Below are 13,260 nucleotides of genomic sequence, written 5' to 3'. Positions count from 1 at the left end.
CCCTCACACCATCGGTATTCCGTTCTCGGCGCAGGCTGACGCGACGACTTCCGCGTCGATCGTCTTGAGCCCGCGGGGCAGCGCCGCCGAGATGGTGTAAACAGCATCTCCGCGCCAGAGGCCACCCTCTTCCGATACATTCGTCCGCAGATGTCGCGCAAATCCGTAGCCCCGGATCAGCGCATATTGCGCCGCGGCGCAATCTGCGTAGTTCTCTACATCTTCCGAGCCGCGCGCTCCGCGCATGGCCACGAGGAAGTTCACCAGATCGCCGTCCAGCAGCCGCGTTTCGATCCCCTCGTAGGCAGGCACGAACGGCGCTTTGTCCTCCGAAGGCTGCTCGCAGGCACAGAGCGCGGCCAGTGCCGCCAGTGAAAGGGATATCCGCGCGGGCATGGATCACTCGGCTGCCATGGGCGCCTCGCGGCGCGCCTTTGCGTTGGCCGAAAGCTCGGCCATCAGCACCGAGGCGCGGGCGATCGGGTTGGTCAGCCAGAAGTCCTTGACCGCGTTGCGGAACGACGCATCGCCCAGCTTGTCGGTCTCCAGCGCCACCCACTCGTTCTCCGGCACCATGTCGATCTGCGCCAGGTGCGGCACCGCGGCGACCAGCGCCTGGCGAAGCTGCGCGAGGCTGTCCCACGGCAGGGTCTTGCCAACCTCGGCCGAGAGCGCCCGCAGGATCGCCCAGTTCTCCTTCGCCTCGCCCGGCGCAAACCCGGCGCGGAAGGCCAGCTGCGGCCGGCCCTCGGTGTTGACGAAAAGGCCGTTCTCCTCGGTGTAGGCGGCGCCCGGCAGGATCACGTCGGCGCGGTGTGCGCCCCGATCGCCGTGCGAACCCTGGTAGATCACGAAGGCGCCGGCCTCGATCTCGATCTCGTCGGCGCCGAGGTTGAAGATCACGTCGGCGTCCTTGGTGGCAGCTTCCAGACCGCCCTCGGTCACCGCGCCCACGTCGAGCGCGCCGACACGGGCAGCGGCGGTGTGCAGCACCAGCAGCTTGCCGGTGAGCGCCTGGGCCGCGGCCAGAACCGCCAGACCGTCCGCCTCGCGCAGGGCGCCCTGCCCCACGATCACGATGGCATCTTCGGAAACCTTCGCATCGGCCAGGGCCGCGCGATCGGTGCCGAGATGCGTCACGTCATAGGTCAGGTCGGCGACCTCGCCGATCAGCTTGACCTCGGCGCCGGCGATCCAGGCCTTGCGGATGCGCGCGTTCAGCACCGGCGCCTCGTCGCGCGGGTTGGTGCCGATCAGCACGATCTCCTTGGCGGTGTCGATGTCCTCGATCGCAACGTTGCCCACATAGGCCGAGCGGTTGCCCACCGGCAGGCGCGCACCATCGGTGCGGCATTCGACCGAGCCGCCGAGCGCTTCGACCAGCTGCTTGAGCGAGAAGGCGGCTTCGACCGGAACCAGATCACCGACAAGGCCGGCCACTTTCTTGGCGCCCTTCAGCGCCGACCCCACCGCGGCGAGCGCCTCGGGCCAGGTGGCGGGCTTCAGCTTGCCGTCCTTGCGGACATAGGGCCGGTCGAGACGCTGGCGGCGCAGACCGTCCCAGACGAAGCGGCTCTTGTCCGACAGCCACTCCTCGTTCACGCCGTCGTTGTTCCGGGGAAGGAAGCGCATGACTTCACGGCCCTTGGTGTCGACGCGGATGTTCGAGCCAAGCGCGTCCATCACGTCGATGGACTCGGTCTTGGTCAGCTCCCAGGGACGGGCGGTGAAGGCATAGGGTTTCGACACTAGCGCGCCCACGGGGCAGAGGTCGATGATATTGCCCTGCAGGTTCGAGTCGAGCGTCTGGTTCAGATACGAGGTGATCTCGGCATCCTCGCCGCGCCCGGTCTGGCCCATCTGCGTCAGCCCGGCCACTTCGGTGGTGAAACGCACGCAACGGGTGCAGGAGATGCAGCGGGTCATGTGGGTCTCGACCAGCGGACCGAGGTCGAGATCCTCGACCGCGCGCTTCGCCTCGCGGAAGCGCGAGAAGTCGACGCCATAGGCCATCGCCTGGTCCTGCAGGTCGCATTCGCCGCCCTGGTCGCAGATCGGGCAGTCAAGCGGGTGGTTGATGAGCAGGAACTCCATCACCCCCTCGCGGGCCTTCTTGACCATCGGCGAGTTGGTCTTCACGACCGGCGGCTGGCCCTCGGGGCCGGGCCGCAGGTCGCGCACCTGCATGGCGCAGGAGGCGGCGGGCTTGGGCGGGCCGCCGACCACCTCGACAAGGCACATGCGGCAGTTGCCGGCGATGGACAGGCGCTCGTGATAGCAGAAGCGCGGCACCTCGATGCCGGCTTCCTCACAGGCCTGGATCAGGGTCATCGCCCCGTCCACCTCGATCTCGGTGCCGTCGATGATGATCTTACGAAGGTTGGTCATTGGCATCTTCCCATGACTGGTGACACACGCGACGCTCCCGCCGCCTGCGGCAGGGCGCTGGGGGATATGCACGTCGCGTGTCGCATCATTTCTCCCTCAGGAGCGCGCCGATGGCGCTGCCCCGTGCAATTTCCTCGCGGCCGACGCGGCACAGGGCCGCCGTGTCTTTCGCGGAGACGCCGCGCGCGGCCAGATAGGCCTCGCCATCGGCGCGCATCTTCTTCTTCTCGGCCTTCGAGGTGACGTAGTCCTCGATTTCCTCATCGCTGTAGCCAAGCGCGCGGGCCCGGTTCTTCAGCGTGTTCAGGTAGCCCATGGCGGTCAGCATCCGCGCGCCGATATTGTCGCAGCGGTTGCGGATTTCATCGGCGATGCCGACGGCCATCAGACCGTCGTGGATCTCGCGCACCTCACCGAGCGGCGGCTTGGCCATCACGGCTCCGGGCAGCGCGGCCAGACCCAGCGTTGCGGCGAGGACGGTGGTTCTGAGCTTGCTCATATCTTTACTCCACTGGCGCAATACGGACCCCGCCGACAGGCGGACTCCCTCGCCAAGGGATGTGGGGGTCCGACCGGCGGCTATGCAATATCCGCCCGGAAATCCCGCCAATATGAGCGCGCCCCCACTCATTCCACGCAGCGCCCCCGCATCACCAGATCCTTGCCCGACATGCGCGGCTGCGCGCGCATCGCCTCGGGGTCCACCGCCCAGGCGATGTCCGAGGTGCCGAGGTAGTTGATGCAGTACTTGGTGCCTTCGTAGAACCCGGCATCGACGGCCGCAGAGGGCGCGCGCACCGCGTTGCTGATGGTGGCCGCGAAATTCGCTCGGTCGTCACCGACCGCCTTGGCCGAGCCGCGGAACTTCAGGCCGCCGAACTCGGGATCGTCCTTGCTCGCCCCGCAGGCTGCAAGCAGCGCCGCAAGCGCGAGCATCGCGCCGGTGCGGCAAAGCTTTGGCGTGTTCAGTTCCATGGTCATCCCTTCTTCAGCGTCTGGCCCAGATCGGACCCCGCCGCGATTTCTTCTGCGCCGACACGGCACAGGCTCTGAGGCTGTCCCGGCACGACGCCCTTGCTGGCGAGCTGCCGGTCGATCTGCATCGACAGCGCGCCGAAATCCTGCGCCTGGAAGGCGGCCTCGAGCGCGCTCCGGTCAGTGCCCTCTGCCGCCATTTCCTCGGTCGCGCGGTGCACCGCCCCGCCCCAACGCGACGGGGCAAGGTAGATGCCCTCGTCGTGGCAGGCGTCGGCAATGCGCTCGGCCATCGAGATGGTCACAACGCGCTGCTCCCAGCGGCCCGCGACCGAGCCACCCGAAAATCCGCCGCCCACGCCCGCCGAGGGCGTCGCCGCGCAGCCCGCCATTGCGAGCGCCGCCATCAGACCGAAACCACCAAGTACCATTGTCACGCGCATCGGATCACTCGGCCGCCATGGCGCCCATGCGCCCGGTCCGCTTGGCCTTGATCCGGTCCTCGATCTCCTCGCGGAAGTGACGGATCAGGCCCTGGATCGGCCAGGCCGCCGCGTCGCCGAGCGCGCAGATGGTGTGGCCCTCGACCTGCTTGGTGACGTTGAGCAGCATGTCGATCTCCTCGACCTCCGCGTCGCCGCTCACCAGGCGATCCATCACCCGCATCATCCAGCCGGTGCCCTCGCGGCACGGCGTGCACTGGCCGCAGCTTTCGTGCTTGAAGAATTTCGACAGGCGCCAGACGGCTTTGATCACGTCGGTGTTCTGATCCATGACGATCATGCAGCCGGTGCCGAAGGACGACTGGTTCTGGCGCATCCAGTCGAAGTCCATGATGGCATCCTCGAGCTTGTCCTTGGGCAGGATCGGGCAGGAGGCCCCGCCGGGGATGATCGCCTTGAGATTGTCCCAGCCGCCACGGATGCCGCCGCCGTGCTTCTCGATCAGCTCGCGCACGGGCAGCGACATCTGCTCCTCGAAGACGCAGGGCGTGTTCACGTGGCCGGTCAGGGCGAAAAGCTTGGTGCCCGCGTTGTTCTGCCGCCCGAAGGAGGAGAACCAGGTCGCGCCGCGGCGCAGGATGGTCGGGGCGACGGCGATGGATTCCACGTTGTTCACCGTGGTCGGGCAGCCGTAAAGGCCGGAGCCCGCCGGGAACGGCGGCTTCATCCGCGGCATGCCCTTCTTGCCCTCGAGGCTTTCGAGCAGCGCGGTTTCCTCGCCGCAGATGTAGGCGCCCGCGCCGTGGTGCAGGTAGAGATCGAAATCCCAGCCCGAGCCGGCGGCGTTCTTTCCCAGCAGGCCCGCGTCGTAGCACTCGTCGATCGCCGCCTGCAGCGCCTCGCGCTCGCGGATGTATTCGCCGCGGATGTAGATGTAGCTCGCATGCGCGTTCATCGCGAAGGAGGCGATCAGCGCGCCCTCGATCAGCGTGTGCGGATCGTGGCGCATGATCTCGCGGTCCTTGCAGGTCGCGGGCTCGGATTCGTCAGCATTGATCACCAGGTAGGCCGGGCGACCGTCGCTTTCCTTGGGCATGAAGGACCACTTGAGACCGGTCGGGAAACCCGCCCCGCCCCGGCCGCGCAGGCCCGAAGCCTTCATCTCGTCGATGATCCAGTCGCGGCCCTTGGCGATGATGCCGGCCGTGCCGTCCCAGTGGCCACGCTTCTTCGCCCCGGCGAGGGAGCGGTCATGCATGCCGTAGAGATTGGTAAAGATCCGATCTTCGTCCTTCAGCATCGCTCAGTCCTTGTCTGTCCGGCGTGACCGCCAGAGCCCGTAAATCATCCAGATCGCCCATCCGAACCCGGCCAGTGCCGCAAGGTCGAAAAGGGCCCTCGTGCGCTGGGTCCAGCCCAGCATCTCTCCGGCCACCGTGACCACGATCCAGGCCAGGCCGGTGCCGGCGATGACGAGCGCGATGATCCGCCCCTGCCGTCCCTGCTGATCCTGTCCGTTCATCCTCGGTCCGGTTCCTCGTTCGCGCGCCGCCGGTCACGACCGGCGGCGCCTTCATTCCCTCGGCGGGTCAGTAGACCTCGCCATCCTCGACGCGCTTGGAGAACTCGGTCTCCCCGCCCGCCGCCAGTACCTTGGCCTGCCCGATCCAGTCATCGCGCGAGACCCGGCCGCGGAACCCTTTCAGGTTCTGATCCATCCATGCGACCTCCGCAGGGCTCCAGCCCGCGATCTGGTCGAAATGGTAGATGCCCAACTCGTGCAGCAGCTGTTCGAGCTTGGGACCCACGCCTTTGATTTCCTTCAGGTTGTCCGCCTCGCCGGAGCGCGGTTGTGCCAGCGCCTCGGGCTGCGAGCCCCCCTCGTCCTCCGCCCCTGCCGCAGCCGGGGTGGTCTTTTCCTCCGCAGGCGCGACCGGCGCCGCCTTGGGTGCCTCTGCGGGTGCCGCCGCGGGCGTCTCCTCAGCCGCCGGAGCGGGTGTATCTTCCACCACCGGCGCGGGCTCGGACATCAGCGGTGCCGGGGCTGCCGGCGCGTGATCCGGGACCGACGGCACCTCCCCCTCGACCGAGGGTGTCAGCTGCGAGATCGGCGAGCGCTCCGCCAGCTTCGGCACCGGCGCGCAGGAGAGCCAGGTGAAGAGCGAGCCCAGAAGACCGGTTGCGAGAAGCCCGAGCAGCAGCGCCGCCAGAAATCCCTTATGTCCCCCCAGGGCAAACAGAATGACGACGAGGCCGATCACGGCCGCTGCTATCCAGCACTTGCGTGCGCACCCGTCCTGCATCGTCATGTCTGTCATCTCTCACTCCCTCGTTATGTCATTGGGTCAATCGTCGTCGTAGACCTCGCCCTTTTCCACGCGGGCCGAGAACTCCGTCTCGCCACCTTCGGCCAGGGTCTTGGCCTGGGCAACCCACGCGTCACGCGAGGCGCGGCCCTTGAAACCTTCGAGATTGGCATCCACCCAGGCCAGCTCTTCCTCGGTCCAGGAGGCGATCTGCCCGAAGTGGAAGAAGCCGAGGCTGTGCAGCAGCGCCTCGAGCTTGGGGCCGACGCCCTTGATCTTCTTGAGGTCGTCCGCCCCGCCCTCGCGCGGCGCGCTCAGGGTCTCGGGCTTGCGGCCCTCGCTGACGTCCGAGGCGACCTCCGCGGCCGGTTTCACCGGAGCCTCGCGCTTGTCGATGCCGGTCTCATCCGCCGGGGCGCCTTCGGACAGCTTCGGCGCATGGGTGTCAGGCGTGGCATCGCCCTGCTCGTCCGAACGATCGCGCCAGGGTGCGCGCAGCGGCACCTCGGTGCCGTCGATGCGCTTGATGGTGTCGCCGATCTCGGTTGCCAGCGCGACGGAGGCGTTGAGCTTCTCGCCCTCGCCCGCGCCCTCGGTCAGCACAACCGGGCCGCCCAGCGGCTCGGAGCCGAAGCGGCCGTTCTGCGGGCCCGGCGTCGGCACGCTGCCCGCCGCCATGGCGTCGAGGATCTCGGCCAGCTTCTCGCCGGTCAGGTCCTCGTAGTAATCCTTGCCAATCTGCGCCATGGGCGCGTTCGAGCAGGCCCCGAGGCACTCGACCTCTTCCCAGGAGAACTTGCCGTCCGCCGAGACCTCATGCGGCTTGGCGGCGATCTTGGCCTTGCAGACCTCCATCAACTCACCGGCGCCGCAAATCATGCACGAGGTGGTGCCGCAGATCTGTACGTGCGCAACAGAGCCCACCGGCTGCAGCTGGAACATGAAGTAGAAGGTTGCCACCTCGAGCGCGCGGATGTGGGCCATGCCCAGCATGTCGGCGACGTATTCGATGGCGGGGCGGCTCAGCCAGCCCTCCTGCTCCTGCGCCCGCCACAGCAGCGGGATGACGGCGCTGGCCTGACGGCCCTCGGGATACTTGCTGATCTGCGCTTCCGCCCAGTCCATGTTGGCGGGCGTGAAAGCGAAGCTCTCGGGCTGTTCGTGATGAAGACGGCGCAGCATGGGCAAACGGACCTTCGGTTCATGTCATTGGCCGGGGGCGGAGGTGCCGCCGCGGCGTTGGGACGGGGCCGGTGCCCCGCCGCTCTGTAATCTGTCAGCCCGCCGCTGTCTCGGCGGTCTCTGCGTCAGCCACGGGCTCCGAGAGGGGCGCTTCCGAGGCGGGGGCACAGCTGCCGGTCACCAGGCGCACGCCACCGGTCTCGGTCCGCACGGCCTGCTCGGTCTTGACCTTGTAGGAGGCGATCTTCTGCACCTGGTCACGGCTCAGTCCGCTCTGCAGCTCGACCGGCTGGTAGTCGCTTTCAGAGATCAGCTCGCAGCCGATCGAAGTCACCGCGTCGTCCCAGGCCAGCAGGTCCTGCTCGTCGGTGCCCTTCGGCGGCATGGCGCAGGCGGTCAGCAGGCCAAGCGCGGCCAGCGCGGTGGAAACACGGATCATCATCGGTCAACCTCCCCGAACACGATGTCGAGCGAACCGAGGATCGCCGCGACGTCGGCCAGCTGGTGGCCCTTGCACAAATAGTCCATCGCCTGCAGGTGCAGGAAGCCCGGCGCGCGCAGCTTGGCGCGGTAGGGCTTGTTGCTGCCGTCGGCGACCAAATACACGCCGAACTCGCCCTTGGGCGCCTCGACGCAGGCGTAAACCTCGCCCGCGGGGACGTGAAAGCCCTCGGTGTAGAGCTTGAAGTGGTGGATGAGCGCCTCCATCGAGGTCTTCATCTCAGAGCGTTTCGGCGGGGTGATCTTGCCGCGCGCCAGCACGTCGCCCTGGTTCTCGGGCAGCTTCAGCTTCTCGCAGGCCTGAACCATGATCTTCACGCTCTCGCGCATCTCGGCCATGCGGACGAGGTAGCGGTCGTAGCAGTCGCCGTTCTTGCCGACCGGGATCTGGAACTCGAACTCGTCGTAGCACTCGTAGGGCTGCGCGCGGCGCAGGTCCCAGGCAAGGCCCGACCCGCGCACCATGACGCCCGAGAAGCCGTGCTCCTGGATGTCCTGCTCGGTGACCACACCGATGTCGGCATTGCGCTGCTTGAAAATGCGGTTCTCGGTCAGCAGGTCGTCGATGTCCTGCAGGCGGGCCGGGAACTGCGCGCACCATTCGGCGATGTCGTCGATCAGCTCGGGCGGCAGGTCCTGGTGGACGCCGCCGGGCCGGAAGTAGGCCGCATGCAGGCGTGCGCCACATGCCCGCTCGTAGAAGACCATCAGCTTCTCGCGTTCCTCGAAGCCCCAGAGCGGCGGCGTCAGCGCACCCACGTCCATGGCCTGCGTGGTGACGTTCAGCAGGTGGTTCAGGATGCGCCCGATCTCGCAGTAGAGCACGCGGATCAGCTGGGCGCGGCGCGGCACCTCGACGTTGCAGAGCTTTTCGATGGCCAGCACCCAGGCGTGTTCCTGGTTCATCGTGCCGACGTAGTCGAGCCGGTCGAAATACGGCAGGTTCTGCAGGTAGGTGCGGCTCTCCATCAGCTTCTCGGTGCCGCGGTGCAGCAGGCCGATGTGCGGATCGCAGCGCTCGACGATCTCGCCGTCAAGCTCGAGCACGAGGCGCAGCACGCCGTGCGCCGCCGGGTGCTGCGGGCCGAAGTTGATGTTGAAGTTGCGGATCTTCTGCTCGCCCGACAGGGCGTCTTCGAAACCTTTGGAGCCGTCCATCACTTCGCCCCCTCCTCGGCCTTTTCATCGCCGGGCAGCACGTATTGCGCCCCTTCCCAGGGCGACATGAAATCGAACTGGCGGTATTCCTGCACCAGCTTCACCGGCTCGTAGACGACGCGTTTCAGCTCTTCGTCGTAGCGCACCTCGACATAGCCCGTGGTCGGGAAGTCCTTGCGCAGCGGGTGGCCGCGGAAACCGTAGTCGGTGAGGATGCGGCGCAGGTCCGGGTGGCCCGAGAACAGGATGCCGAACATGTCGAAGACCTCGCGCTCCAGCCAGTTGGCCGAAGGATGCAGCGCGGTGATCGAGGGCACGATCTCGTCCTCGCGCACCGAGACGCGCAGGCGGATGCGGTGGTTCTGGTACATCGACAGGAAGTGGTAGACCACGTCGAAACGCTTGGGCCGGTTCGGATAGTCGACCGCGGTGATGTCCACCAGCGACGAGAAGCGGCAGGTTGGGTCGCTGCGGAGAAACTCCACCAGCCCGGCGATGTTCGCCGGGGCCACGTCCACGTTCAGCTCGCCATGGGTGACGTCCCAGGCGATCACGCAATCGGGGCGCTTGACCTCGATGTGTCCACCCAGCTCGTTCAGTGCTTGCGTCATTGCTCCTCCTCCCGCGCTCAGCGCACGATCGTGCCGGTGCGGCGGATTTTCTTCTGCAGGGCCATCAGCCCGTAGAGCAGCGCCTCGGCTGTCGGCGGGCAGCCCGGGACATAGACGTCCACCGGAACCACGCGGTCGCAGCCGCGCACCACGGAATAGCTGTAGTGATAGTAGCCGCCCCCGTTGGCGCAGGAGCCCATCGAAATGACGTAGCGCGGCTCGGGCATCTGGTCGTAGACCTTGCGCAGCGCCGGGGCCATCTTGTTGGTCAACGTGCCGGCGACGATCATCAAATCCGACTGCCGCGGCGACGCGCGCGGTGCGGTGCCGAAGCGCTCGAGGTCGTAGCGCGGCATCGAGGTCTGCATCATCTCGACGGCGCAGCAGGCCAGACCGAAGGTCATCCAGTGCAAAGAGCCGGTACGCGCCCAGTTGATCACGTCATCGACGGAGGTCAGCAGGAAGCCCTTGTCCTGCAGCTCGCGGTTCAGCGCCTGCGTCGCGACCTCGCGGTCGCCACCGGCGGTGTTGAGCCCGGTCATCACTCCCATTCGAGCGCCCCTTTCTTCCATTCGTAGGCAAAGCCCGCTGTCAGCACCGCGAGGAAGGCCATCATCGACCAGAAGCCGACCATGCTCACGTCCTTGAAGGCAGTGGCCCAGGGGAAGAGGAAGGCGATCTCGAGGTCGAAGATGATGAAGAGGATCGAGACCAGGTAGAACCGGACGTCGAACTTCATCCGCGCGTCGTCGAAGGCGTTGAACCCGCATTCATAAGCCGACACTTTTTCCGGGTCAGGGCTGCGCACGGCCAGCACGACAGCCGCCAGGATGAGCACGAGACCGAGGCCGACGGCGACGGCGAGAAAAACGAGGATGGGAAGATATTCCCGCAGCATCTCGTCCACGATGTGGCTCCTTTGCGAGGCGCACCGCTAAGCGGCGCGGAGACCATGGCTTTGTTGCCTTGCTGTGAGTGACTTATCGCCGAGTGCGTGCCGGGTCAACAACCGCCCAAGATATTCACAAATGATGAAAACACCTTCACATCAATGAGATACCCCACATTCCGCAGGGTATTCCCTGATGTTTCGACATTTTTTCTGTCGACCGTTGCATACATTCTGCGCGGACCCGCAGACTCAGGCACTTAAGACTGCCAAAGAAAGCGCCGCCATCACGAGATCGAGAGGCCGCCAGAGCCACTTGTCGGCTTCCGCGCGGGAAGGCAGGCCGAGCCCCAGCTCAGCCACCGGCAACCCGACGGCGATCCAGATCGCCATCCCGCTGTAGGCGAGCCCCTCGGTTCCCGGGAACCCGGCCACCACCAGCATCGCCGATGCCTGTATCAGCAGGACGAGAATGGCGAGCGCCGACAGCGCCTTGGGACCGGCACCCGCCTTGCCCTCCACCCCGCCGTCCGGCCCGCCGCCCGGCGCCCACCGCGCCAGCGGCGCGCCGAGTATAAGCGCCACGTGAAAAAAGAGGCGCGCAAGGCACAGCGTGACGTAGAGATGGGCCAGCTGCACCGCCATCACCCGCGCCTACTCAGGTTTCGGATCGGCCCAGGGCGCCGGACGCTTGTCGAAGAAGGCGGCGATGCCCTCCTGCGCCTCTGAGGTCTCCCAGCGCGCGGCCAGCGCGTCGATCGCCATGTCCACCTGCGCCGGCGTCACCTGCCCCGCCAGCGCGTTCAGCAGCGCCTTGCTCTCGCGCACCGCACCCGGCGCACATGTGAGATAGGGAGCCACTTCCGCGGCCACTGCCGCATCCAGCGCCTCCGGCGCGACGACCCTGTTCAGCAGCTCGAGCGATTGCGCCTCCTCCGCGCCAAAGAGACGCGCGCTCATGAAGACCGCCCGCGCCTTCGTTCCGCCCATGCGGGCGATCACATAGGGGCCGATATTGGCGGGCAGCAGGCCGAGCCGGGTCTCGGTGAAGCCGAATTTCGCGCCCTCGACGCCCACGACCACGTCGCAGACCGAGATCAGCCCCATGCCACCGCCAAAGGCGTTGCCCTGCACCCTGCCAATCAGCGGCTGCGGCAGCGCCGCCAGCGCGCTGAGCGCCTCGGCGATGCGCCGCGACTCGCGGCGGCGTGTCTCGCCATCCATCTCGAACTGCTCTCGCATCCACGCCAGGTCGCCCCCGGCGCAGAAGCTCGTCCCCTCGGCCGCGAGGACCACCACGCGGACGCTCTCGTCCGCGGCCAGCGCATCGGCCGCAGTGACCAGCTCGGTCATCATCTGCGCCGACAGCGCGTTGTGCTTCTCGGGGCGGTTGAGCACCAGCTCCGCCACGCCGCGCGCATCGACGCGCGTCTCGATCAATGCCATCTCATCCCTCCATCGCCGCCGCGATCCGCGCCGCGGCCTCCTCGATCCCCTGCATCGCCATGTCGATGCGCAGCTCCGCCTCCGGCCAGGGCCGGTAGTCCCGCGCCTGCACCGCCGCCCAATCCGGCAGGGCAAGCCCCTCGATGTCCGCTTCGCGCGTCTCGACCCGCCGGCGGTGCTCCACCGGATCCGAGCAGCAGAGCTCCACACGCAGCACCCGGTGACCCACGCCCGCCTTTTCCCAGCCTGCGCGGGTCAGCGGCCAGGGGTTCACGCAGTCGGCAATCACGTCCAAGCCCTGCGCCAGCGCGCCCCGCGCCACCGCCCGCGCTGCGGCGTAACCGCCATCGGCGAGATCGGCGGCCACCATATGCGAGCCGCGCATCGCCTGCTCGATGGCATCGATACGCAGCCACAGCGCCCCGCTCCGCGCCGCCAGCGCCCGTGCCACGGCGCTCTTGCCGACCGCCGGCAAGCCCGAGAGGATCACCAGAACCGCCACTCAGCCCATCCGCATTTTTCGCGCCATGGCGGCCGCCTCGTCCAGCACCGCCCGATCGAGCCCGGTCTCGTAGCCGAGTGCCGCCAGCCGGTCCGCCACTGCCTCCGTCGCGACATTTCCCGCCGCGCCCGGCGCATAGGGGCAGCCACCAAGCCCGCCCACCGCCGCATCGAAGACGCGCAGCCCCATGGCCAGCGCCGCCTCGACGTTGTCGAGCGCGCGCCCGCCGGTGTCGTGGAAATGCCCGGCAAGCTGCCGCGCGGGCACGACCTCGGTCACCGCCCCGAGCATCGCGGTGATGGCCTCCGGCACCGCCCGGCCGATGGTATCGCCGAGCGAGATCTCGTAGCATCCCATGTGGTGCAGCGCCCGGACCACCCGCGCCACCTGCTCGGGAGCCACGGCCCCGTCATAGGGGCACTCGACAACGCAGGAGACATAGCCCCGCACCGGCACGCCCGCCGCATGGGCCGCCTCGGCCACCGGCCGGAACCGCTCGAGGCTCTCGGCGATGGAGGCGTTGATATTGGCGCGGCTGAACCCCTCCGAGGCCGACCCGAAGATCGCCACCTCGTCGACCCTGGCCGCCAGCGCCGCCTCGAACCCCTTCATGTTCGGCGTCAGCGCCGCGTAGGAGACGCCCGGCGCGCGGGTGATCCCGGCCATGACTTCGCCAGAGGTCGCCATCTGCGGCACCCATTTCGGACTGACGAAACTGGCGCATTCGATGCGCCGGAAGCCGGCCCGGCTGAGGCAGTCGACCAGCGCGATCTTCTCGGCCGCCGGAATCAGCCGCGCCTCGTTCTGCAGCCCGTCCCGCGGCCCGACCTCGAAAATCTCGACAAACTCGCCCATCGTT

Annotated in this window: 18 protein-coding genes; all 18 read right to left on the bottom strand. The window is 67.5% G+C overall.

Going from position 1 to position 13,260, the window contains the following annotated elements:
- Window positions 1–3 precede the first annotated feature (3 nt).
- A complete protein-coding gene (locus BM397_RS01000) occupies window positions 4–396 on the bottom strand; it encodes a YNQ4 family lipoprotein (RefSeq protein ID WP_092426439.1) in 393 nt (130 codons plus the stop codon).
- A 3-nt stretch (window positions 397–399) separates the two neighbouring features.
- A complete protein-coding gene (gene nuoG, locus BM397_RS00995; RefSeq protein WP_092426442.1) occupies window positions 400–2,388 on the bottom strand; it encodes an NADH-quinone oxidoreductase subunit NuoG in 1,989 nt (662 codons plus the stop codon).
- An 85-nt stretch (window positions 2,389–2,473) separates the two neighbouring features.
- Window positions 2,474–2,887 carry a DUF5333 domain-containing protein gene (locus BM397_RS00990; RefSeq protein ID WP_092426445.1) on the bottom strand — a complete coding sequence of 138 codons (414 nt, stop codon included), beginning with the start codon at window positions 2,885–2,887 and terminating at the stop codon, window positions 2,474–2,476.
- A 128-nt stretch (window positions 2,888–3,015) separates the two neighbouring features.
- The gene (locus BM397_RS00985) at window positions 3,016–3,363 is read right to left on the bottom strand and encodes a hypothetical protein (RefSeq protein ID WP_092426447.1); all 348 of its coding nucleotides are present in this window, start codon (window positions 3,361–3,363) and stop codon (window positions 3,016–3,018) included.
- A gap of 2 nt (window positions 3,364–3,365) precedes the next feature.
- Window positions 3,366–3,806, bottom strand: a complete 441-nt coding sequence (locus BM397_RS00980) for a DUF5333 family protein (protein ID WP_245696115.1) — start codon at window positions 3,804–3,806, stop codon at window positions 3,366–3,368.
- A 4-nt stretch (window positions 3,807–3,810) separates the two neighbouring features.
- The gene (nuoF, locus tag BM397_RS00975) at window positions 3,811–5,106 is read right to left on the bottom strand and encodes an NADH-quinone oxidoreductase subunit NuoF (RefSeq protein ID WP_092426449.1); all 1,296 of its coding nucleotides are present in this window, start codon (window positions 5,104–5,106) and stop codon (window positions 3,811–3,813) included.
- Window positions 5,107–5,109: 3 nt separating this feature from the next.
- Window positions 5,110–5,328, bottom strand: a complete 219-nt coding sequence (locus BM397_RS00970; RefSeq protein WP_092426452.1) for a DUF5337 domain-containing protein — start codon at window positions 5,326–5,328, stop codon at window positions 5,110–5,112.
- A 67-nt stretch (window positions 5,329–5,395) separates the two neighbouring features.
- A complete protein-coding gene (locus BM397_RS00965) occupies window positions 5,396–6,124 on the bottom strand; it encodes a helix-hairpin-helix domain-containing protein (RefSeq protein ID WP_092426454.1) in 729 nt (242 codons plus the stop codon).
- 27 nt (window positions 6,125–6,151) lie between these two features.
- On the bottom strand, window positions 6,152–7,294 hold the full coding sequence (gene nuoE, locus BM397_RS00960) for an NADH-quinone oxidoreductase subunit NuoE (RefSeq protein WP_092426456.1): 1,143 nt from the start codon (window positions 7,292–7,294) through the stop codon (window positions 6,152–6,154).
- Between the two features lie 94 nt (window positions 7,295–7,388).
- Window positions 7,389–7,736, bottom strand: coding sequence for a hypothetical protein (locus tag BM397_RS00955; protein ID WP_245696116.1), 348 nt, complete (start codon window positions 7,734–7,736; stop codon window positions 7,389–7,391).
- Window positions 7,733–8,953, bottom strand: a complete 1,221-nt coding sequence (locus tag BM397_RS00950; protein WP_092426458.1) for an NADH-quinone oxidoreductase subunit D — start codon at window positions 8,951–8,953, stop codon at window positions 7,733–7,735. Before BM397_RS00950 ends, BM397_RS00955 begins: the two co-directional genes overlap by 4 nt.
- On the bottom strand, window positions 8,953–9,564 hold the full coding sequence (locus tag BM397_RS00945) for an NADH-quinone oxidoreductase subunit C (RefSeq protein ID WP_092426460.1): 612 nt from the start codon (window positions 9,562–9,564) through the stop codon (window positions 8,953–8,955). Before BM397_RS00945 ends, BM397_RS00950 begins: the two co-directional genes overlap by 1 nt.
- Before the next feature lie 17 nt (window positions 9,565–9,581).
- Window positions 9,582–10,115, bottom strand: coding sequence for a NuoB/complex I 20 kDa subunit family protein (locus BM397_RS00940; RefSeq protein ID WP_176476694.1), 534 nt, complete (start codon window positions 10,113–10,115; stop codon window positions 9,582–9,584).
- Window positions 10,106–10,471: an NADH-quinone oxidoreductase subunit A gene (locus tag BM397_RS00935; RefSeq protein WP_092426464.1), complete on the bottom strand. Its 366-nt coding sequence runs from the start codon at window positions 10,469–10,471 to the stop codon at window positions 10,106–10,108. The genes BM397_RS00940 and BM397_RS00935 overlap by 10 nt, the downstream gene beginning before the upstream one ends.
- Before the next feature lie 234 nt (window positions 10,472–10,705).
- The gene (locus BM397_RS00930; RefSeq protein WP_092426466.1) at window positions 10,706–11,098 is read right to left on the bottom strand and encodes a hypothetical protein; all 393 of its coding nucleotides are present in this window, start codon (window positions 11,096–11,098) and stop codon (window positions 10,706–10,708) included.
- Between the two features lie 9 nt (window positions 11,099–11,107).
- Complete coding sequence (locus BM397_RS00925) at window positions 11,108–11,899, bottom strand: crotonase/enoyl-CoA hydratase family protein (RefSeq protein WP_092426468.1); 792 nt, start codon at window positions 11,897–11,899, stop codon at window positions 11,108–11,110.
- Between the two features lies 1 nt (window position 11,900).
- Window positions 11,901–12,401, bottom strand: a complete 501-nt coding sequence (locus tag BM397_RS00920; protein WP_092426471.1) for a P-loop nucleotide/nucleoside kinase family protein — start codon at window positions 12,399–12,401, stop codon at window positions 11,901–11,903.
- A complete protein-coding gene (locus BM397_RS00915; protein WP_092426474.1) occupies window positions 12,402–13,256 on the bottom strand; it encodes a hydroxymethylglutaryl-CoA lyase in 855 nt (284 codons plus the stop codon).
- Between the last annotated feature and the right edge of the window lie 4 nt (window positions 13,257–13,260).

It is taken from the genome of Alloyangia pacifica, from assembly GCF_900116195.1.
Classification (GTDB): domain Bacteria; phylum Pseudomonadota; class Alphaproteobacteria; order Rhodobacterales; family Rhodobacteraceae; genus Salipiger; species Salipiger pacificus.
The sequence above is the reverse complement of the archived record's forward strand: the minus strand, read 5'-3'. Positions and strand labels throughout refer to the sequence as shown.